This is a genomic window from Pseudoscardovia suis (assembly GCF_002797875.1).
Taxonomy (GTDB): Bacteria; Actinomycetota; Actinomycetes; order Actinomycetales; family Bifidobacteriaceae; genus Pseudoscardovia; species Pseudoscardovia suis.
In genome coordinates this window covers 193,245-214,830 of the sequence record NZ_PGFC01000004.1, presented here as the reverse complement: position 1 = coordinate 214,830, position 21,586 = coordinate 193,245, and the positions used below count along the sequence as shown (strand labels likewise).

The window sequence follows — 21,586 nt, the reverse complement described above, 5'->3', positions numbered from 1 at the left end:
ACATGTCCCGGCTCGATGACAATCTGCAGGAAGCGAACTGATCATCGCGCCATGGACGGGCATGATCCAAAGTGCGCAACCTTTCGGGCACTACCGGGTAACGAGTTCACTGTAAGTTCGTTTTTTCTGATGCGCGAACGCCATCAAATCTGTGAATCAAGGTATGGAGAAATGAAAAACGGCGGAATCCCCTATCGGATTCCGCCGCATATGTGTGATGCACGGTATCGGATGACCTGCCATCCGTGAAATCGGACTCACTCCACGGTAATGATGGTTTCGTTCCGCAAGCGTCACTCCACGGTGTTTCCAGTTTCGTTCCGCAAGCGTCACTCCACAGTACTAATGGTTGCGTTCCGCAAGCGTCACTCCACGGTAATAACTGTTTCGTTCCGCAAGCGTCACTCCACGGTAATAACTGTTTCGTTCCGCAAGCGTCACTCCACAGTACTAATGGTTCCGTTCCGCAAGCGTCACTCCACGGTGACCGACTTGGCGAGGTTCCTGGGCTTGTCCACGTCGTAGTGCTTGAGCGTTGCCATGTCCATTGCGAACAGCTGCAGCGGCACCACGTCCACGAGCGGACTCATGAGCGTGGGGCATTCAGGACGCCAGAACACGACGTCCGCCACATCCGCCACATTCTCATCGCCTTCTTCGGCGACGGCGATGGTGAACGCGCCGCGCGCCTGCACTTCCTCGATGGCGCTCATGACCTTGGCATGAAGGATGTTGCGCCCACGCGCCGGCGGCACGATGACCACGACAGGTTCGCCTTCGTCAACGAGCGCGATCGGACCGTGCTTGAGCTCGCCTGCCGCGAATCCTTCGGTGAACGTGTAGGCGATTTCCTTGAGCTTCAATGCACCTTCGAGCGCAATCGGATAGCCGACGTGACGGCCGAGGAACAGGAAGGAATGGGCATTCACCATACGACGTGCCGTGTCCTTGACGACGTCCGACTGCGTGTCGATGACACGCTGGATCTTCGGCGGCATGGCGGCAAGCGCCTCAAGGGTGTTGGAAATCTCGTCGCGATACATCGTGCCCTTCACCTGCGCCAGGTAGAGGCCGAGCAGGTAAGCAGCAGTGATCTGCGCCAAGAAGGCCTTTGTGGACGCCACGGCGATCTCGGGACCGGCATGCGTATAGAGCACGGCGTCGGATTCACGCGGGATGGAGCTTCCCTGCGTGTTGCAGATGGCGAGCACGCGCGAACCTTGCTCCCGTGCGTGGCGCAACGCCATGAGCGTGTCCATCGTCTCGCCCGACTGTGAGATGGCGACGACAAGCGTGCGCGGCGTGAGAATCGGATCGCGGTAGCGGAACTCACTGGCGAGCTCGGTCTCAACGGGGATTCGCACCCAATGCTCGATGGCGTATTTCGCCACGAGCCCAGCATAGGATGCCGTGCCGCACGCCACGACGATGATCTTGTCGATAGACCGGAACACGTCCTCGCTGATGTGCAGCTCGTCGAGATTGAGGCGACCGTCGAGGTCCACGCGACCCAGCAGCGTGTTCTTCACGGCTTCGGGATCCTCGTGAATCTCCTTGTCCATGAAGGAATCCCAGCCGCCTTTTTCGGAAGCGGAGGCGTCCCAGTCCACGGTGAAGGGCTTGGCATCGACCGCATTGCCGTCGAAGTCCGTGACCGTCACGTCAGTGCCGCTGATGCACACGGCCTCGTCCTGGCCCAGCTCCAGCGCCTGCTTCGTGTATGCGACGAAAGCGGCGACATCAGAGCCCAGGAAGTTCTCGCCATCGCCCAATCCCACAACGAGCGGGGAATCATGACGGGCGCCCACGACAATCTGGGGCTGGCGTACATCCACGGCAAGCAACGTGAACGCACCGGTGAGCATGCGCGAGACACGGCGGAGGGCCTCGAACAAGTCAGGCTCGCCTTTCTCTTCGATCACCTGGTTGGCGATCTTGCCCAGAAGCTTCGCGGCAACCTCTGTGTCGGTGCCGGAGCTGAACGAATAACCTTCGGCCTGCAAGTCGAACTTGAGCTGCTGCGCGTTTTCAATAATGCCGTTGTGGATGAGCGCTATCTTGCCGTCCTGCGAAATATGCGGGTGGGCGTTGACGTCGCTGGGGGCGCCGTTCGTCGCCCAGCGCGTATGTCCAATCCCCACCGTCGCGTCCGGCATGGGCGTGCGCTTGATCTGATTGACGAGATTGCTCAGGCGTCCCGCCTTCTTGCGAAACACCACGGTGTTCATGCCGGGGGCCACCAATGCGACGCCCGCAGAGTCATACCCGCGGTATTCCAAACGCTTGAGGCCTTGCAGACACACTTCCAGGGGCTTTTCGCTGGCGGGCGCCGAGCCCGCGTATCCTACGATTCCGCACATGTCTCATGATTGTAACGGACATCGAATACGCCGCCACGCCGTGAAGCGCACAGCGTACTCCGCAATCTGTTGGTGCGACCCCACAACGGTTGCACCAACAGCCACCGATACCGCCGCGGAAGCCCGTCACGGGGCGTTATAGAAGACCGCCGCAGAAGCCATTGCAACAGGCATTGCAAAAGCCACTGCGGCGGCTGCTACAGGAATCCGCTCAGAAGGTCACAGCACGGACGCGAGGAACCCCTTGAAGCGGTCTGTGGACGGATGGTCGATGATTTCGGGACCACCCTTCTCCAGCACAACGCCGCCGTCCATGAACACGATCTGGTCGGCCACTTCGCGTGCGAAACCAATCTCATGAGTCACCACGACCATCGTCATGCCATCGTCCGCAAGCGAACGAATAACAGACAGCACCTCGCCCACCAGCTCAGGGTCGAGTGCGGAGGTCGGTTCGTCAAACAGCATGATTTCGGGGTGCATGGCGATGGCGCGCGCGATGGCGACACGCTGCTGCTGTCCGCCGGAAAGTTGCGAGGGGTAGTGGTCGAGGCGGTTCTGCATTCCCACACGCGTGAGGTCCTTGATGGCTTCGGCCTTCGCGTCCGCCTTGCTCATGCCCTTGACGTGCACGGGCGCCTCCATGACGTTTTCCAGCACCGTCTTGTGGGGGAACAGGTTGAAACGCTGGAACACCATGCCGATGCGTGAACGCTGCTGTGCGATGTCTTTGTCGCTCAGACGGCGCAAGCGGTCCGTGCCACGGTGGTTCTCGTGACGATAGCCTTGGAGCTCGCCGCCGACGTAGATTTCACCGCCGCTGACGGTCTCCAGCTGGTTGATCATGCGCAGGAGCGTGGACTTGCCCGATCCGGAAGGCCCCAGGACGACGGTCACGGTGCCGGGCATGACCTGCATGCTCACGCCCTTGAGCACGTGAAGTGGGCCGAAGGCCTTGTGCACATTGCGCACGTCGATGGCAGGCTCACCCGGTGCGAAGCCGGATGCCTGCTTCTTGCTGCTGGTGGTGTCTTGTGCCATGTTCGTGTCTTTCGCTGTCATTTTCCGCTCCCCCGTTCAGGCGTTGAGCCCGATCATTTGCACGTCCTGACGGTCCTCGGCACTTGCCTCGGCCCTGCGCGTCTCGGTGGAATCCGCCGGGCCGATCGCCTCGACCGACGCGCCTTGGCCGTTGAAGCCCCTGCCGAAATGCTTTTCGAGCTTGGACTGGAGCACCATGAGCACGGAAGTGATGACGAGGTACCAGATTGCGGCGACGAGCAGCAGCGGGATCGGCTTGTACACGCGGTTGGCGAGCGTGGTCGTGACGTACTGGAGTTCGAGGGTGAACGGCACGGCGAGCACAAGCGACGTGGTCTTGAGCATGCCGATCACTTCGTTGCCGGTCGGCGGAATGATAATGCGCATGGCCTGAGGCAGGATGATGCGGCGCATGATGAGGCTCGGCCCCATGCCCAGCGCCTGGGCTGCCTCACGCTGCCCGGGATCGACGGCTTCGAGACCGGCGCGCACGATTTCAGCAAGATACGCCGCTTCATTGAGCGCCAGGCCGAGGACTGCCGCGCGCGATGCGGTGAAGATATCGGCGGTGTCCCACGTCCAGAACTCCGGTCCGAAGGGGATACCCAGGCTGATCTTGGGCATGAGAACGGAAATCAGACCCCAGAACACAAGCTGCGTGTACACAGGCGTGCCGCGGAAGAACCAAATGTAGAACCAGCTGACGCCCCGCAGCACGGGGTTCGAGGATTTGCGCATGATGGCGAGCAGCACGGCGAGCACGATGGCGATGACCATCGAGGCGACCGTGAGGAACAGCGTCCATGCAACGCCGGTGAGCACATGCTCGTTGAACAGATACGTCCACACGACCGGCCATTCGAAGTTCGGGTTCGTGATGATCATGTGGATGAACTGCGCGGCAAGCACCGCCACGATGACCGCCGCGATGATGGGGCCGGGGCGACGCTGGGGCAATGCGTCAATCTTGTTGGGAATGTCTGGTTCGGCCTGCTTGGCCTTCTTGTTTTTCTCGCTCATGCTGCGTGCCCTCCTGGGCATTGTTGGGTGTTGTAACGATTGCTAACGGTTGCGGTGTGGTGCCGGATGCGGCTTTGGGAAGGATCAGTCAACCTTGGGATTGATCTCGGCTTTGTCGATTGCGCCGGATTCAACGCCCCACGCCTTGAGGATCTTCATGTAGGTGCCGTTGTCTATGAGCTTCTGCATCGCCGCCTGCACGGCTTTGGCAGTGTCCATGTCATTCTTGGCGACCACGATGCCCTGTGGGGCGACGCCATGCATACCGCCGATGACTTCGAGCTTGCCTTCCGTTTGCTTGACAGCGTAATCACCCACAGGGGAATCCACATCCATCAAATCGGCCTTGCCTGCGACGACTGCCGTGGCAACCGACGTCTGCCCCGGATACGGCTGGATTTCAATCCTGCTGCGTCCGGCTGCGACGCAGTCATCGTTCATTTCGGTGATCTCGTCTTCCTCGGCGGTGCCCTGCTGCACCGCGACCTTGCGACCGCACAGGTCGCCGTCCTTCGTGGGGTCGATTCCTTTCGGATTGCCCTTTTGGGTGATGAACACCATGCCGGCGCTGAAAATACTGACGAAGTTGACGCTTTCCTCACGTTCACCGGTGATGGTGAAGCCGGACATGCCCAGATCGTATTTGCTGCCCACCGAGGGGATGATCGAATCGAAGGAGCTGGACTGGACGTCCACGCTGAGTCCGAACACCTGGCCGAGTGCCTTGGCGAGATCCATTTCGTAGCCGATGGCGGTCTTGTTGTCTTCCGTCAGGAATTCAGCCGGCGGGAAAGTCGTTTCGCTGCCGATGGTGAGCACACCGTCCGCTTTCACGGAATCCGGCAGCATCGCCGCGATGGCCTCGTCCTTCGTGACATCGGACAGGTCGATAGACTTGGCAAGGCTGTCGAGTCCATCGGATGTGCCGCAGCCTGCCAGCCCTGCCATAGCGACGATGAGTGACAGCACCGCTGCCACAGCGCGGAATATGCGTCCTCTGCCCATACTTCTCCTTCGAGCCTCAGCCCATTGCCCGCATGTTGCGTGCGCGCATGGCGCGCTGGGCATCACGTTTGTCTTGTTCCTCGCGAAGCGTCTGGCGCTTGTCGTATTCCCTCTTGCCGCGCGCAAGCGCAATCGTGGCCTTCACCCTGCCGTCCTCGTTGAAATGAAGGTCAAGCGGGATGATCGTGTAGCCTTTCGCCTCGGTCTGGCGTGACAGCTTGGCGATCTGCTGGGCGTGAAGGAGCAGCTTGCGGCGACGCTTGGGGGCATGGTTCGTCCATGTGCCGTTGAGGTATTCGGGGATGTTGGCGTTTTCAAGCCACACCTCTCCCCTGCGATCGATGTCGATGAACGCTTCTGCGAGCGATGCACGGCCTTCCCTCAGGCTTTTGACCTCGGTGCCGGTGAGCACGAGGCCCGCCTCATAGGTGTCTTCGATTTCGTAATCATGACGCGCGCGACGGTTCGTCACAATCGCGCCATCTGACTTCGACTTCTTCGATGACACGGCTTCGCCTCCTTGGAATCCTAGTAACTTTTCAATCCTAGTAACCTGCAACCCGCGGAACTAAGAAAACCTATAGTACCGTCACGACACGATTCGAACAATGAAAGACTTACCGCACCGTTGCGACACGGGAGTTGCGGCGACCGACATACGGTCACACAAACGCATACAACCACATACAACAGTGCGCACACGCGTCATCACGCATGTGCGCACCATGATTGTGCCTTAATCACCATGATTGTCTTAATGGCCGCCTTGATGACTGCCTAGCCGCGGCAGGGGTGCCGCAAGTTCAGCGACCGTGGTGTGGCAGTTATCGCTGATGGCTCAGTGCACGTACCAATACACACCGGCGTTGTACAGCGTGCGGTATGACACGACGCCCACGCCACGCACATTCATCTCGGAGATGACGATGGTGGACCCACTGACACTTTCAACAACAGCAACATGGCCGTAAGCCGCGGACGCGCCTGCCTGCCCGGGCAGGAACGACAGCGCGGCACCCACCTGTGGCGAATGATCCACGCGCAGACCATATTGCGATGCGGTTCGGGACCAATCGCCGCCGTTGCCCAAGTAACTCGGCGTGCCAATGCCCATCTGGCGGCGGCGCTCATACGCCCACCATGTGCACTGGCCCCACGCATAAGCATTGCCGCTATCACCGGCGTGCGTGCCTTGCCCGGAGTTGGTATTGGTCGGAGCGGCAGGAGCTGCGGGAGCTGACGGCGCAGCAGGGGCAGCGGGAGCGGCTGGGGCGGCTGGGGCGGCGGGAGCAGTCGTAGTCGTAGTGTTTGAAGGCCGCGTCGTCCCCTGCACTCCGCTGGTCACCTGCGCGGCGGCTGCAGCCTGTTCGGCGGCATACTGACGGTTGTAGGAATCAAGCTGGGATTGCAGCAGCACGGTCTGGGCGGCCTGCTGGGCGGTCTGGTCTTGCAAGGACGCCACCTGCCCTGTTAATGCGTCGCGCTCGGCTTCACCCTGTGCACGCAGCTGATCGAGGGCATCACGCTCGGACTGCGCTTGTGCCGCAGCCTGCTTGGCGGCTGCGGCCTTCTGGTCGGCATCTGCCTTGAGCTGCGTGATTTCCTGTTCGATGGCAGCGAGGCGTTCGGAACGGTTCTGGGATGTGCTCAACTGATCGGCGGCCTCGGATGCGGCGTTCGCTTCCGTACGGCTCAGCGCATCACGCGATTGCATGGAGTTGATGAAATCCGTGGTCGTGGCGGAATTCGTCACGACGCTCACCAAATCGGAGGTCGAGGAACCGTGCATGGATTCACGAGCGGATTGCGCCACGGACGCCTTGGCGTCATCGTAATCGGCACCGGTCTGCTCAATCTGCTGCTGGAGCTCCTGTGCGTCCTTCTGCGCGGCGGCAAGACGGTTAGCGGCGCTGTCCGCCTCTTGCTGCGCCGTGGCGGCATCGGCGTTCGCCTGCGTCACCTTGTCTTGTGCCGCGGGAATCTGCACATTCGTCAAATCAGCGAGTTCGACGATTTTGTCAGCCAAATCGGATTGCACACCGCTCAGCTGCGCGCGCAGTTCGCTTTCCTGTTCCTGGCTTGAGGTGACGGCGGACTGTGCCTGGTCCACCTGGGATTGATTGACCGCATAAGCGCTTGGAGCGGGCGCCAGCGTAGCAAGAGGCGCGCACATGGCTGCCGTCAGGCACACTGCAACTGCAACACGGGAAAGTCGCATCTGCTTCATTCGTATTCCTTCCGAATACTCAATTACTCTGTCGGTCCTCTACTTTGTCGGCCCTCTACTCTGTTGGTCTTCGTGTCGTTGGTCTTCGTGTCGAAGAGCGCGCCGCAGACCCCGCGGTACCATCGCGGCCAAACGACCACCTCACACGGCATGGCACAGAACGCCCATCAAAGTGTGTACGAGTCTAACAGACGAACCTTAAAACCGCATGGTGTGTTATTCATAGCATCATCCAACGGCATCATCGAGCGGCGTACACGTCCGATCACGGATCGCATGGATTGCAGCGCGCAGCGTCAATCACAGCGCCCGTTTGGTTTTCTGCGCGCAGCGTAAATCGCCGCGCGCAGTGAGGCAGCAATCACACACGCAGGTAACGGCGCAGCGAAATCGACGACGAGATGGCCGACAGCAGCACCGCGCCCACAATGAGCGCAGGCGACAGTTCCAGCACCTCACGCACGCCGACGAATGGCATCCACGTGATCGACTGCGACAGCCAATTCGTCACGAACACGCGCACAATAACACCCAGCGCCACGCACGAAAGCACGGAACCCAGCAATGCCGCGCATACGCCTTCCAGCACAAACGGCAATCGGATCGTCCAATTCGAGGCTCCCACGAAGCGCATGATCTCGACTTCCTCGCGCCGCGATTGAGCGGACATTCGTATCGTCATCGACGTCAGCATGATTGCCACGACGACCATGACAAGCGCGAGAGTCATCGACACCATCGTCGCGCGGTTGAGCACGGCGAACACAGGTTCGAAGATCTGGCGTTCGTCCACGACTTCCTCCACGCCGTCCCTGCCGGACAGCACTTCCGACACCACCTCGTATTTCGAGGGATCAGACAGCTTGAGCCACAGGGAGTCCTGCATGTCGTCAGCGGTGAGCGTGCGCCCTTGGTACACGCCGTCCGGGTATTGCTTGAGGAACTGATCTTGGTAGAACTGCTGCTTGCTGACGTAGGTGACCTGCGACACTTCCTGCGCAAGCTCGTTGGAGATCACCTGCTGCAGGTTGTTGATCTGCTCGGTGGTCGCAGCAGTGCCGGCGGCGCAGTTGGCGGACTGGCTCTTGCCATCCGGACACAGCCAGACGACGACCTCGACTTTGTCGTACCAATCGCCCTTCGCCTTGATGACCTGCTGTTGGAGCAATGCGGATGCGCCGATGAACAGGAACGAAATGAACGTGACAAGCAGCACGGAAATGACCATCGTGCCGTTGCGCTTTAAGCCGGACCATGTTTCCGACATCACGAACCGAAAATGCATGTCAGTTCACTCCTTCGGTGTTGTTGGCGTTCTTGTCGCCGGATGCTTGCTGTGGCGCCGGCATGGGAGGTGCGGGCGGAGGCACGGGCACGGGCTGCGCGGGCACGGATTGCTTGTGTGCCGTTCCCCTGGCGAGCTGGGCTAGCGTGTCGACATGGGCGGGATCATCCGGGGAATCCGTGCCAACGCCTTGCGTCGCAGCGGGAGCGGCATCACCCTGGGGTGATTGCACGGCACCGGATTGCACAGCGCCGGATTGCGCGATATCGGATTGCGCGGCATCAACCTGAGGAGCGTCGGCAGCGACATCCGCCTGCGCCGCGTCAGCCGGCACGCGTGCGTCCTGCGCGCCGTCGGAAACGGCACGGGAATCATCCTCGGAATAATCGGCATGCGCTGGGCGGAACTTGGCATCGGAATCAGGAAGCTGCGGGTTCTCCACCACCTTGTCTTCAAGCACCTTGTTATCCGCACCGTCATTGGCATGCGTGGATTGCGCGGAAGTGTCCTGCTTCTTCTGCTGGGCGGCGTACTCATCAAGGCGCAATCCCTTGCCCCATGTGAGGGTGTCTTCCACGTTTTCGAACACCTTGCCATACACGCCGGTGTTGCCCGAATGAATCGCCTGCTCAAGCTTGGCGATTCCCTCGTCTTCACCGGCCCCTGCAGAAATGCCGTCAGAAACAGCGGTCGCAGCTGAATCAGCCGCCGCGTTTGCATTCACAGTCACGTTGTCGCGCGGCGTTTGAGTCTGGATGCTTGCGTTCACCGCACCCATGTGCACGGTGCCGCCGTCAAGGGCAGCCTCGCGCTCCGCCTGTGCATCGGGGAAGTAACGCGCGGAATCATAACGTCCGTTCGCCTCATCCCTGACCAGACGCCCTCCGTTGAGCTCAAGCACACGCTTGCTCATCGAATTGACGATCTCTTCGTTATGCGTTGCCATCACGATTGTGGTGCCGGTGAGGTTGATGGCATTGAGCACACGCATAATGCCCACCGACGTGGTGGGGTCAAGATTGCCGGTCGGCTCGTCCGCAAGGATTATCTTAGGCTGGTTCACATAGGCGCGCGCAATGGAGACACGCTGCATCTCGCCGCCGGAAAGCTCGGAGGGACGCTTGTCAGCCTTGGATTCAAGGCCCACATCACGAAGCGCGCGGTCGACCTGCGGGCCGATCTGGGAACGGCGCGTGCCGATGACCTCCAATGCGAACGCCACGTTCTCGCGCACCGTCTTGTTCATCAGCAGCTTGTAATCCTGAAAAACGAAGCCGATCTCACGCCGGTACGCCGGCACGCGTCGGTTGGGAAGACGGCGCAAGTCATGCCCCGCCACGTGGATTTCGCCGCTGGTCGCTATCTCCTCACGCAACAGCAGGCTGAGGAACGTGGATTTTCCAGCGCCTGACGCTCCCACGAGGAACACGAAATCCCCGCGGTCGATATCCACGGACACGTCGTCGAGCGCAGGGCGTTGCAAACCTTTGTATCTTTTCGTCACGTGCTTGAGACTTATCAATGCCATGATGTCGCTCTTTCTGCTATCTGTAGGAGCTTGCGGCAAAAACGCTTGCCTAGGGCTGCGACCGTCGGCGCCTGAGCCGGCGCCTAATCTGGCGTTCGATCCAGTGCCCGTCGGAGTCTGGTCTGATGCCTGGCCTGGCGACTGATTGCCGACCGGCAACCGGTAACCGGCAATCGCCAACCACCTGCTGCCGATCAGCAACCATCAACTAACGGAATACCGACGAAACGGCGCCGGAATGTCAGTTGGCGTTGCCTTCCGCTTCAGCTTCTTCCTTCGCCTTGCGACGCTCCTGATGACGCCAGCGAATGCCAGCATCAATGAAACCGTCAATGTCGCCATCGAACACACCCTGGGTGTCGGATGTCTCGTAACCAGTGCGCAGATCCTTGACCATCTGGTAGGGATGCAGCACATACGAACGCATCTGGTCGCCCCAGCTTGCCTTGATGTCGCCTGCGAGCTCCTTCTTGCGCTTGGCCTCCTCCTCATGCTTGAGCACGAGCAGTCGGGACTGCAGCACCGCCATGGCGGCAGCGCGGTTCTGGATCTGGCTGCGTTCATCCTGCATGGAAACGACAAGGCCGGTGGGAAGGTGGGTGATTCGCACCGCGGAGTACGTGGTGTTCACGCCCTGGCCACCGGGGCCATGCGCCTGGAAGGTGTCAACTCGAATATCGGAATCCGGGATATCGATGTGATCCGTCGCGGCGACAAGCGGCAGCACCTCAACCGCGGCGAAGCTGGTCTGGCGGCGGCCCTGGTTGTCGAACGGCGAGATGCGCACAAGACGGTGCGTGCCGCCTTCCACAGACAGGCGGCCGTAGGCGTAGGGCTCGTCAATCTGGAATGTGGCGGACTTGATGCCTGCCTCCTCGGCGTAGGACGTGTCGAGCACCTTGGCCTTGTAGCCGTGGCGCTCCGCCCAGCGAAGGTACATGCGCAGCAGCATCTGCGCCCAGTCGGCGGCATCGACACCGCCCGCACCGGAACGGATTGTCACGACGGCGGCGCGCTCGTCATACTCGCCGTCCATGAGGGTCTGGATCTCCATGTCCGAGAGGTCCTTGCCCAACTGTTTCAGCGAATCAATGGCTTCGTCGCACGAATCCTTGTCGCCTTCCTCGGAACCAAGCTCATACAGGGTCTCAACGTCATCGAGCTTGCGCTGCGCGTCGGTGAGGCGCTTGAGCTGAGACTGAGCAGCGGAAAGCTTGCTCGTCACTCGCTGAGCGTTCTCCTGGTCATCCCACAGGCCGGGCGCGCTCGCCTCCACCTCGAGATCCTTGATGGACTTGGCCAAGGCGTCCATGTCGACGGCCTTGGCGATCATGTCAAATTTCGCCTTGGTCTCGTTCAAATCCTGAGTAAAGTCATAGTCTGCCACAGCTGACCACCTTACAGGCACAGGCATACAGCCGCCACCAATGCAAGCCCTTGCAAGGGCCTGCAAGGGCTTATCGGCACGAGGCCAGGGCGACACAAGGCAGTCCGCCCAATGTGCCAGCAGCCACTCACACATAACCGCCCAAAATGCCACACGGAACCCCATCCAAAACACCACACCACCCCGCCACCCACTATGTGCCAGTCACCGCTCGCACATAGCCAAGCGGCCAACACTCCCGAACACCAACAACCCAGGAAAACAGCCGCTCGCACAGCACCACTTCCAGCCCAGCATCCCGCTCACCCTCTATGTGCCAGCCACCACTCACACATAACAGCCCAAAACGCCACACGGAACCCCCATCCAAAACACCACACCACCCCGCCACCCGCTATGTGCCAGCCACCACTGGCACATAACGCCCCAAACCACCAACGGCTCCGCAAACGTGCCAGCCGCCGCTCGCACATAGCCAAGCAGCCAATACTCCTGAACACCAACAACCCAGGAAAACAGCCACTCGCACGGCACGCCACCAACAACAGACGCCCTCGACACCCGCTATGTGCCAGCCACCACTCACACATAACGCGCCCGCCGACACTCCCACAACACAACAACCGCACAAAACAGCCAATCCACTGCACAGCATCAACAACACACATCCCAAGCACCCGCCAATGCGCCAGCCACCACTGGCACATAACGCCCCGAACCACCATCGGCCCCGCCAATGTGTCAGCCACCGCTCACACATTGCACATCACACCAGCGCCAGCACCGCGCCCAGCAACGGATACAGCCACACCTCCTATTTCTAAACCCGCTATTTCATAGGCTCCGCATCACGCACCTGATGCTTCTGCTGCCGTTCCATTTCACGAGCCAACCGTTCAAGGGCCCACGGTTCATGCACAACAACCCGCTGATTCCACTGCCGCGACATTCTCGATGCAACGCTTTGTGCGAAAGCAAGACGCGAAGAATCATCGGCCAGATCTTCCCATGTTGCATTGATATATACCCAGCCGTCGTTCTCCAGCAGAGTGCGTCGTCGCACATCACTCTCCCAATTCTGCGCGTGCTGACGCCCGTCATACTCCACACACACCTTGAGCCACGGATACGAAAGATCAAGGAAAAAGCACCTTTTCGCCGGACCTCCGGACGCACCTCCACGACGCCCAACATCCACCCCATCAGGCACATCCACCCTGAGATTCACATATGGCCTCGGCAAACCATGTGCCATCAGCAATAGTCGCAGCTCCGATTCACGAAACGAGTCCGTGTTCTCTGCCATCAGCATGAGCGCGAGTCGGCAATTCTTGATTTTCCGCGGCAGCCTGTGATCATCCGCACGCGCCCGACTGCACAGCCGCTGGCATTCCGCAAGCAAATCGTCTTTGCCTAGCCAACGGCGCCCCCCGTCCCGACGCATCATCGCATCGCCAAGCAGCACAAGCATCTGCAGATTTGTTTCCCGCGCATACATAACCCACGTTGTGTCCGGCGCCACGCAAGTCAATCCGCCGATTTTCACACATCGCATGGTGTGAACCCACGAAACGCACCGCACGCCACCAATATTGCGACGCCTGTCACGTCGAGGAGCGACAACAACAAGCCGGCCATCACCGTTCAATTCATTCGGGACCTCGATGCATTGCAAACGCAGCGCAGTATCAAGCCCGAATACAAGTTCGGATTTACAACGCTGTTGCAACGCGCGACACTGCGCAATCGTCTGTGCTTGGATGCGCATCAACCGCGAAGGACACGTTTCCGCCTGCGTACCATCTCGCAATTGCCGGACAAGAGGCGACGCGCCTGCGACATAGATAATCCCAGGGCGAGACGACGAGGATCGCGCCTGGCGAGTCGCAGCAAGAGGCGCCGCTTGGCGCGTTGCAGCCGAAGCCTCATAGTCCTGGTGCCCTGCCACAAGCTGCCCGATCGCGGATTCATCAAGAGAAGAACGATTCATGGACGTGACAATATCAACATTCCGACTCTCACCGAGGGGTTTTCGGCCAATGTGTACAAAGGTCAGCAGAAAAAACAATTGTCATGACGCCTGTGGATAACTTCGACAACATGAGGATCATGCTGAGAAAGACGCCGGGAAGAGGGGAAGATGAGGGAAGGGCGGGAGAGCAGGGAGAGCAAGAAAAGGAGATGGCGGACGGGAATGACAGGAGGAAAAGATGGAGATGGACAGGAAAAGAACAAGGAAGAAAGGACAGGAAAAGAGGAATGCAACAATCAACAAACTCCTCAAGTTGCAGCCATACTAACCGACCGCGCCAAAAGTGAACTGAACTGAACCGAACCGAGCAGCCAAGCCAAGCGATCAAATCAGGGAACCGAATCAAAGCCACACTAGGAAGTAACGTTGTTTACCGGATTCCACGCGCAATGTGCCAGCCAACACTCACACATTACGAACCCGCCGGTACTCCCACGACACAACAACCTCGGAAAACAGCCACTCACCGGCACATCACCACCAACACACACCCCAGTCAGCCCGCTATGTGCCAGCCACCACTCGCACATAGCGCCCCGAACCACCAACAGCCCCGCTATGCGCCAGCCACCACTCGCACATAGCAAGCGGCCAACGCCCCCGAACACCAACAGCCTAGGAAAACGGCCACTCGCATGGCATCGTTCTCAGCCCGACAGCTCACCCACCCGCAAATGTGCCAGCCACCACTGGCACATAGCGCACCCGCCGGCACTCCCACAACACAACAACCGCAGAAAACAGCCAATCCACGGCATGCGACCAGCAACAGACACCCCCGACACCCGCAAATGTGCCAGCCACCGCTCTCACATAGCGCCCCAGATCACCATCGGTCCCGCTATGTGTCAGCCACCGCTCACACATAACCGCCCAAAACGCCACACGGAACCCCGTCCAAAGCACCACACCGCCCCGCCACCCGCTATGTGCCAGCCACTGCTCGCACATAGCCAAGCGCCAACACTCCCGAACACCAACAACCCAGGAAAACAGCCACTCACACGGCACCACTTCCAGCCCAACAGCTCACCCACCCACAAATGTGCCAGCCACCGCTCACACATAACGCATCCACCGACGCTCCCACGACACAACAACCGCAGAAAACAGCCAATCCACGGCATGCGACCAGCAACAGACACCTCCGACATCCGCAAATGTGCCAGCCACCGCTCACACATTGCGCCCCAGACCACCATCAGCCCCGCTATGCGGCAGCCACCGCTCGCACATTGCGCCCCGAACCGCCACCAGCCCCGCAATGTGCCCACACCCCTCCGTACCTCCACTCCACAGAATCGAGACGCCCACTCGCGGCGATGCACCTGTAATTTAATATGGAAGGGTAACTTCGATCGACGGCAGGGCCGGCCGCGCCACCGATGCACGCCACCGATGCGCGCCACCGATGCGGACATCCGCCCGGCGCGGCACCTGCGCATCATGCAGCACCCTGGTCCGCCGCCTTGACGAAACAGGAGAAGATTATGTCTGATCAACGCACAGCATGGGGCTGGGGCCTGGCGAGCATCGATGCCGCCGGCGCCACACTCGACGTCTGGTATCCGCAGCTCGAGCTGGGTCCTGCCCCCGCACCTGCCGACCGCCCCAACCACAACTTTGGCGCACTCGTGCATGAAACCGCGGATGCGCGCGGGGTGCGCCGTGTGCCGGTGTTCACAGTGAGCGACCTCGATGCCGCCCCCGTTGACGCCGCCGACGCCTATCTGCGCCTGCACTTGCTCAGCCAGCGCAAGGCCAAGCCCAACACGCTGAATCTCGATGGCATCTTCGGTGTGCTCACGAACGTCGTGTGGACGAACTACGGCCCGTTCGCCATCGAGGACTTCGCACTGCGCAAGATGGATGTGCAGGCCGCAGCCGCCAAGGCAAGCGCCGGCGCCCCTGTGGCGAACGTCGAGGTCATGCTCGTCGACAAGATGCCGCGCATGGTCGACTACGTCGTGCCCTCAGGCGTGCGCATTGGCAACGCTGACCGTGTGCGCCTGGGCGCGTATCTTTCGGAAGGCACGACCGTCATGCACGAAGGTTTTGTGAACTTCAACGCCGGCACGCTGGGCGTTTCAATGGTTGAAGGCCGCATCTCGCAAGGCGTCGTGGTGGGCAACGGCTCCGACATCGGTGGAGGCGCGTCCATCATGGGCACGCTTTCGGGCGGCGGCAAGCTGCGCAACTCGATCGGCGAGCATTCGCTGCTGGGTGCGAACGCCGGCATCGGCATCTCGCTGGGCGATAACTGCGTGGTTGAGGCTGGCCTGTATGTGACCGCCGGCACGAAGGTGACGATCTACGACAAGGCGAAGGTTGCCGCGGGCGAACCGCTCGAAGTGGTCAAGGGCGCGGATCTCAGCGGCAAGAACAACATCCTGTTCATCCGCAACTCCGTGAGCGGCCGCATTGAGGCTCGCTACCGCAAGACCGGCATCGAGCTCAACGAGAAGCTCCACAAGAACTGATTCATGCGGGCTGTGCGCTGTTGCAACTACAAAACATGCACTGTTGCACCGTGAACTGTGAGCCGTGAGCTGTGAGCCGTTGCACATTGTGCGATTGCTTCAGCGCAAACCCACGGATTACCGCATCGCTATGGGCACACAGCTATAGGCACGCAAAAGGCCGGCCGTCTGTTGACGGTCGGCCTTTCAGTTTTGACCAGCTCCGCGTCTCGCGCAGCCCAGCACTCACTACTCGGCGAGCGCTGCCTTGAGGGATTCCTCGAAGATCTCGAGACCGCGCTTGGTCTGCTCATCGGTCATGACGAGCGGCGCAAGGAAGCGAATCACGTTGCTGGACGTGCCGGCGCTCTCCATGAGGAGGCCGCGCTGCAGCGCTTCCTGAATGAGGCGTGCGACGAGCTTGGTTGCCGGTTCCTTCGTCTCGCGATCGGTGACGAATTCCACACCGATCATGGCGCCGAGGCCACGGATATCGCCGATCACGGAGTACTTCTTCTGCATCTCCTTGAATCCAGCGGTCACCAGTTCGCCGATGTGGCGTGCCTTTGCCGGGAAGTCTTCTTCCTTGTAGATCTTCATGGCGGCGATGCCGGAAGCGCACGACAGCGGGTTGCCGCAGAACGTGCCGCCGATCGTGCCTTGAGGAGCAGCGTCCATGACTTCAGCGCGGCCGGTGATTGCGGAAATCGGCATGCCGCCTGCCAGAGACTTTGCAGTGGTGACGATATCCGGGGCTGCGCCCGCTTCTGCCCAGTACTCGGAAGCGAAGTACTTGCCGGTACGGCAATTGCCGCACTGCACTTCATCGGCGATGAGCAGAATACCGTTGTCATCGCAGATCTTGCGCACGGCCTTGACCCACTCGATCGGTGCGGGGATGAAGCCGCCTTCGCCCTGGAGCGGTTCGACGAGCATGCAGGCGACTTCGTTGGCCGGGATGCCCTGGTCGAAGGTCTTCTTCAGGCCCTCGATGTAGTAGTTGATGGCTTCTTCCTCGGTGTAGCCCTTCGGCGCACGATAGAGGTAGGGGTACGGTGCACGGGCGATTTCCGCCGGGAACGGGCCCATGCCGCGGGAGTACGCCTTCTTGGCGGTGAGCGCCATCGTTAGGTTCGTGCGGCCGTGGAATGCACCGGAGAAGCAGATCACGCCCTGACGGCCGGTGTAGGCCTTGGCGATCTTGATGGCGTTCTCGTCGCACTCAGCGCCGGAGTTCGCGAAATAGGTCTTCTTGTGCTCGCCGCGACACGGAATCGTTTCATTGAGTCCCTCGGCAAGGGTGACGTAACCCTCGTGACCGATGACATTGAAGATGGTGTGGAAGTACTTGGTGGCCTGGTCCTGAACTGCCTTGACAAGCTCGGGGCGGGAGTAACCGATGTTGAGCACGCCGACGCCGCCGACCCAGTCGAGGAACTTATTGCCATCGAGGTCTTCGAACATCGCACCCTCGCCGCGCTTGATGCACAGCGGATAGGTGTCGCCGCACAGACCATAGGGAACGGCCTCGTTACGGCGCTTGAGGAACTCCTGGGTCTTCGGGCCCGGCACGCTTTCGGTGACGATCTGCGGCAACTCTTCTGCCAATGCCATAGCGGTACTCCTTTGTTGTTTGCGATTCCTCAATCCGTAGGCAACTCACCTGCGAATTTCGTCGTCATCTTGGTGACATGCTTAGTGTTACTAGCCGCATGTTGCATTAGTCCCGCAACCTCGAAACTGTTACGTTGCGTTTGCGAAACACTGAACGCAAACACGAAACATTTGTGTTCTAGGCGCACCTCGCACAGCGGTCGAGAATTTAGCGAAAACACCCAAAGTTCCCTGTTGTTTCACAGGTATTTCTCAAACCCGTAGCAGCTTTTCTCAAATCCGTAATGTTCGTAAAACGTGTGGGCGGCGGTGCGCGGAAGCCCCGAATCCAACGTCGCCGCCTTGCAACCGCGCGATTTCGCACGGGCGAGCGCATGGTCGAGCAACGCCGTTCCCACTCCCCTGCCGCGGCATTCCCGGCGCACGATGAGGCTCGAAACATAGCATGTGAGACCGCTCATCCAGAAAGTTTGAAAATAATCGCCGTGGCACATTCCACAATATGAACCATCCGCCGCCCGTGCGAAAAAGATGAAGCTGTCAGGATCGGCGATCACTTTTTCGTAGACAGCGCGCGTCTCCTGTTCGTCATACGTGTTGTAATCCCACAGATTCCGGATGAATTCCAGCGCTGCCGGAAAATCCTCGATGGTAGCGTCAGTGAAAGACACTGGCAAGCCTTCCGTCGCTCTGTTTGCGTCATTTTCGTTCATCTCATGCTCCTTGTTGCGCAATTGCACATTGTCAGGAATCGCAAAGGGGAATCGCGCAGGCGCCCGAGCGCCCATGCGATTCCCCTGATATTGCCGTCACGTGCACGTGCGGCTTCGCCGTGGGATGCGGCTGCAGCGCCACAGCACCGCAGCCCCGCCGCACGTCACGGCATCATCACAGCGCTGCGCGATACAGCTCGGCGATGTCATCGTGGCTGATGCTGCCCGGCGTGTTCTTCACATTTGCCGGGGAGACCTTCAGGCAGTTGTCTGTGAGCCACGGAATGTCCTCTTCGCTGACGCCCAGATCGCTGAGTGTCAGGTCGAGGCCGATGGAGCGCTCGAAGCCACGGATCTTCTCGGCGCAATCCTCGGCGGTGTAGCCGCCCATCATGCGTGCGAGACGCCCGAACTTGAAACGGTTGCCCTGCCATGTGGCGTTGACGACCGCCGGGGCGAGCGCCGCCAGGCCCTTGCCATGCGTCACGTCCTTCAGACCGCTGACCGGGTGTTCCATCGCGTGGGTGAGCGTGATGCCAGCCGTGCCGATGACCATGCCGCCGATCGTGGCAGCCACGGACATCTGTTCCCAATCCTTGAGAGTGCCTTCGCCGTCATACAGCTTCGGCAGACTTTCGATAATGAGCGGGATGGCGTAGAGCGCAAGCGCGTCGGTGAACGGCTGCGCATTGTTGGCGGTGTATGCCTCGAAGCAATGGCAGAAGGCGTCGAATCCGGCGGCTGCCACCGTGCCCTTCGGCATCGTCATCATGCATTCGGGATCCACGATGGATTTGCTTGCCACGATCGCAGGGCAGCGCAGCGACTTCTTGTCGCCGGTGTCCGGATTGGTGAGCACTGCGAATCCGTTTGCCTCGGAGCCCGAGCCGCAGGTGGTGGGTATGAGCACGAGCGGCAGCGCCTCATCGCCGGACTTGCGTCCGTAGATGTAATCGTTGACGTCGCCGTCGTTCTTCGCCATGAACGCGATGCCCTTGGCGCTGTCCATCACGGAGCCGCCGCCGATGGCAATGACCATGTCGTAGCCGTCGGACTTGGCCAGCGTCGCACCATCCATGACGGTGGTGGTGAGCGGGTTGGACTGGACTTTGTCGAACAGGCCGGATTCGATGCCGGCGGCGGTGAGGGAATCCTTCACCTTGTCATACAAGCCGGTCTTCTTGGCGCTCGACCTGCCGGTCACGATAAGCGCCTTGGAGCCCAGGGGCTTGACGATATCGCCGGTCTGCGCCACCTTGCCTGCGCCGAACACGATGTCGACCGGCAGATGGTATTCGAACGTCGCAGGCGCGGTGACCGTTGCAGCGGCAGTCGCGGCCTTGGCTTCGGAAAGCGCGACGGACACTTCCGCCTCGCCCACGGTCGCCTCGGCATGCTTGGGGCCGGCTTCGCTTGCGGCGATGGATGCCGCCGCCTTGCGTTCGAGAGCGTATTCCTTGTCGAGCTCGTCATTGGCGACCTGCACGAGAGTGCCGAACTTCTTGCCGTAATGCGCCTTGCAGCCGATGTAGAAAATCACACCGAGCACAGCCCAGCCGCCGACGAACGCCCACTCGACGGGCACGAGTGCCGCGGCGCTGCCGGGGATGCAGTACATGACGACCATGAAGCCCGACATGAGGATTGCCATGGCGCCCACGAACTTGTAGTGCTTGACCTTGTAAGGCCGGGGCATCGTCGGTTCCTTCTTGCGAAGGATGACGAACGAGATAGCGACCATGCAGTAGGCCACGCAGCACGCAAGGTTGCCTGCGTCAACGATCCACACGAGCATCTTGCGGCCGAGCAACGGCGCAAGGCAGCTGAGCAGGCCGATGAGAGCGACCGCCACATACGGGGTCTTGTACTTCTTGTGCAGCTTGCCGAACACCGGCGGAATCATGTAGGACTCCGCCATGGAGTACATGGCGCGGCTGCCACCGATCATGAAGGAGTTCCACGAGGTCACGACACCGCACAGGCCGCCGACGATGAGCACCTTGGCCATGACGGAGGTCTTGAACGCCACCGCCATCGCATCCGCGGTCACCAGGCCGCTGCCGGATTCCTGCGACGCCTCGATGGCGCCGGAGTCGAGCACGAGACCCACGGAGAAGATAATGAGCACGTAGAACGCCACCGCGAGAAGGATCGACAGCAGCAGCATCTTCGCGATTTTCTTCAGCGGCACGTTGATTTCTTCAGCGGCCTGGGGAATCACGTCGAAGCCGATGAAGTAGAACGGCGTCATCATGGCGACACGCAGCACGTTGCTGAAGGCGCTGCCGCCGTTGTCGCCCACGAACATCTGGCCGTCAAGGTTGGACGCATCGCCACTGAAAACCGAACCGACGATCAGCAGGATGCCGGCGCCGCCGATGATGCACGTGAGGATGGTCTGCAGGATGGCGGCTGTCTTGGCGCCTCGGATGTTGATGTAGGTGATGAAGATGGCCAGGATGATGGCCACCGCCAGCCACGAAGCGTAGATGTCAAAGCCGGCGACCGTGTACAGATATCCTTGCAGGAAGCTGGGGAACAGGTAGGTGACGACGGTCGGCAGCGCGCACGCCTCGAAGCACACGACGCTCACATAGCCCAGGATGATTGCCCACGTGCACACAAACGAGCCGGTGGGGCCCATTGCCCTGTAGCTGAACACATGCTCGCCGCCGCAGTCAGGCATTGCAGGCGTGAGCTCGGCGTAGGTCAGGCCGATGAAGAAGATCATGAGGCCGCCCAGGCCGAAGCCGAGCATGGCGCCAATCACACCGCCTCGCTGGATCCAGTCGCCAGTGGAAACGACCCACGCCCAGCCGATCATGGCGCCGAACGCGATGACGAGGATGTCCCAGACGCTAAAGACTTTGTCGAATTCCGAAGATTTCTTTTGTGCCATTGTTCTCACTCCCCTT

15 protein-coding genes are annotated in these 21,586 nt (G+C 60.4%); 2 read left to right on the top strand and 13 right to left on the bottom strand.

Annotation, left to right across the window (positions count from 1 at the left end):
- Window positions 1–473 precede the first annotated feature (473 nt).
- From glmS to CLV65_RS08740, 10 genes are all read right to left on the bottom strand, one after another.
- The gene (gene glmS, locus CLV65_RS06320) at window positions 474–2,360 is read right to left on the bottom strand and encodes a glutamine--fructose-6-phosphate transaminase (isomerizing) (protein ID WP_100346287.1); all 1,887 of its coding nucleotides are present in this window, start codon (window positions 2,358–2,360) and stop codon (window positions 474–476) included.
- Between the two features lie 219 nt (window positions 2,361–2,579).
- Window positions 2,580–3,422: an amino acid ABC transporter ATP-binding protein gene (locus CLV65_RS06315; protein ID WP_420848431.1), complete on the bottom strand. Its 843-nt coding sequence runs from the start codon at window positions 3,420–3,422 to the stop codon at window positions 2,580–2,582.
- A 15-nt stretch (window positions 3,423–3,437) separates the two neighbouring features.
- On the bottom strand, window positions 3,438–4,421 hold the full coding sequence (locus tag CLV65_RS06310; protein ID WP_094691902.1) for an amino acid ABC transporter permease: 984 nt from the start codon (window positions 4,419–4,421) through the stop codon (window positions 3,438–3,440).
- An 84-nt stretch (window positions 4,422–4,505) separates the two neighbouring features.
- Window positions 4,506–5,426: an ABC transporter substrate-binding protein gene (locus CLV65_RS06305; RefSeq protein WP_244569260.1), complete on the bottom strand. Its 921-nt coding sequence runs from the start codon at window positions 5,424–5,426 to the stop codon at window positions 4,506–4,508.
- A 16-nt stretch (window positions 5,427–5,442) separates the two neighbouring features.
- Entirely contained in the window at window positions 5,443–5,934 is a 492-nt protein-coding gene (gene smpB, locus CLV65_RS06300) for an SsrA-binding protein SmpB (RefSeq protein WP_094691904.1), read from the bottom strand.
- 330 nt (window positions 5,935–6,264) lie between these two features.
- Window positions 6,265–7,653, bottom strand: a complete 1,389-nt coding sequence (locus CLV65_RS06295) for a CHAP domain-containing protein (RefSeq protein WP_094691905.1) — start codon at window positions 7,651–7,653, stop codon at window positions 6,265–6,267.
- Window positions 7,654–8,014: 361 nt separating this feature from the next.
- Window positions 8,015–8,938 carry a permease-like cell division protein FtsX gene (gene ftsX / locus CLV65_RS06290; protein WP_094691906.1) on the bottom strand — a complete coding sequence of 308 codons (924 nt, stop codon included), beginning with the start codon at window positions 8,936–8,938 and terminating at the stop codon, window positions 8,015–8,017.
- A gap of 1 nt (window position 8,939) precedes the next feature.
- Window positions 8,940–10,466 carry a cell division ATP-binding protein FtsE gene (gene ftsE, locus CLV65_RS06285; protein WP_094691907.1) on the bottom strand — a complete coding sequence of 509 codons (1,527 nt, stop codon included), beginning with the start codon at window positions 10,464–10,466 and terminating at the stop codon, window positions 8,940–8,942.
- 241 nt (window positions 10,467–10,707) lie between these two features.
- Complete coding sequence (gene prfB, locus CLV65_RS06280) at window positions 10,708–11,853, bottom strand: peptide chain release factor 2 (RefSeq protein ID WP_094691908.1); 1,146 nt, start codon at window positions 11,851–11,853, stop codon at window positions 10,708–10,710.
- Between the two features lie 829 nt (window positions 11,854–12,682).
- Window positions 12,683–13,843, bottom strand: a complete 1,161-nt coding sequence (locus CLV65_RS08740; protein WP_144441916.1) for a hypothetical protein — start codon at window positions 13,841–13,843, stop codon at window positions 12,683–12,685.
- A gap of 204 nt (window positions 13,844–14,047) precedes the next feature.
- On the opposite strand from CLV65_RS08740, the gene CLV65_RS09110 reads away from it, so the two are divergent.
- Both CLV65_RS09110 and dapD read left to right on the top strand, forming a co-directional pair.
- Complete coding sequence (locus CLV65_RS09110) at window positions 14,048–14,182, top strand: hypothetical protein (RefSeq protein WP_275542129.1); 135 nt, start codon at window positions 14,048–14,050, stop codon at window positions 14,180–14,182.
- Window positions 14,183–15,375: 1,193 nt separating this feature from the next.
- Window positions 15,376–16,365, top strand: coding sequence for a 2,3,4,5-tetrahydropyridine-2,6-dicarboxylate N-succinyltransferase (gene dapD, locus CLV65_RS06270; protein ID WP_094691910.1), 990 nt, complete (start codon window positions 15,376–15,378; stop codon window positions 16,363–16,365).
- Window positions 16,366–16,593: 228 nt separating this feature from the next.
- Here the strand turns inward: dapD and CLV65_RS06265 are convergent, their stop codons facing one another.
- From CLV65_RS06265 to CLV65_RS06255, 3 genes are all read right to left on the bottom strand, one after another.
- Window positions 16,594–17,958, bottom strand: a complete 1,365-nt coding sequence (locus CLV65_RS06265) for an aspartate aminotransferase family protein (RefSeq protein WP_094691911.1) — start codon at window positions 17,956–17,958, stop codon at window positions 16,594–16,596.
- Window positions 17,959–18,197: 239 nt separating this feature from the next.
- Window positions 18,198–18,671, bottom strand: a complete 474-nt coding sequence (locus tag CLV65_RS06260) for a GNAT family N-acetyltransferase (protein WP_144441917.1) — start codon at window positions 18,669–18,671, stop codon at window positions 18,198–18,200.
- Window positions 18,672–18,846: 175 nt separating this feature from the next.
- Complete coding sequence (locus CLV65_RS06255; protein WP_094691912.1) at window positions 18,847–21,570, bottom strand: bifunctional amino acid transporter/iron-containing alcohol dehydrogenase; 2,724 nt, start codon at window positions 21,568–21,570, stop codon at window positions 18,847–18,849.
- Window positions 21,571–21,586 lie beyond the last annotated feature (16 nt).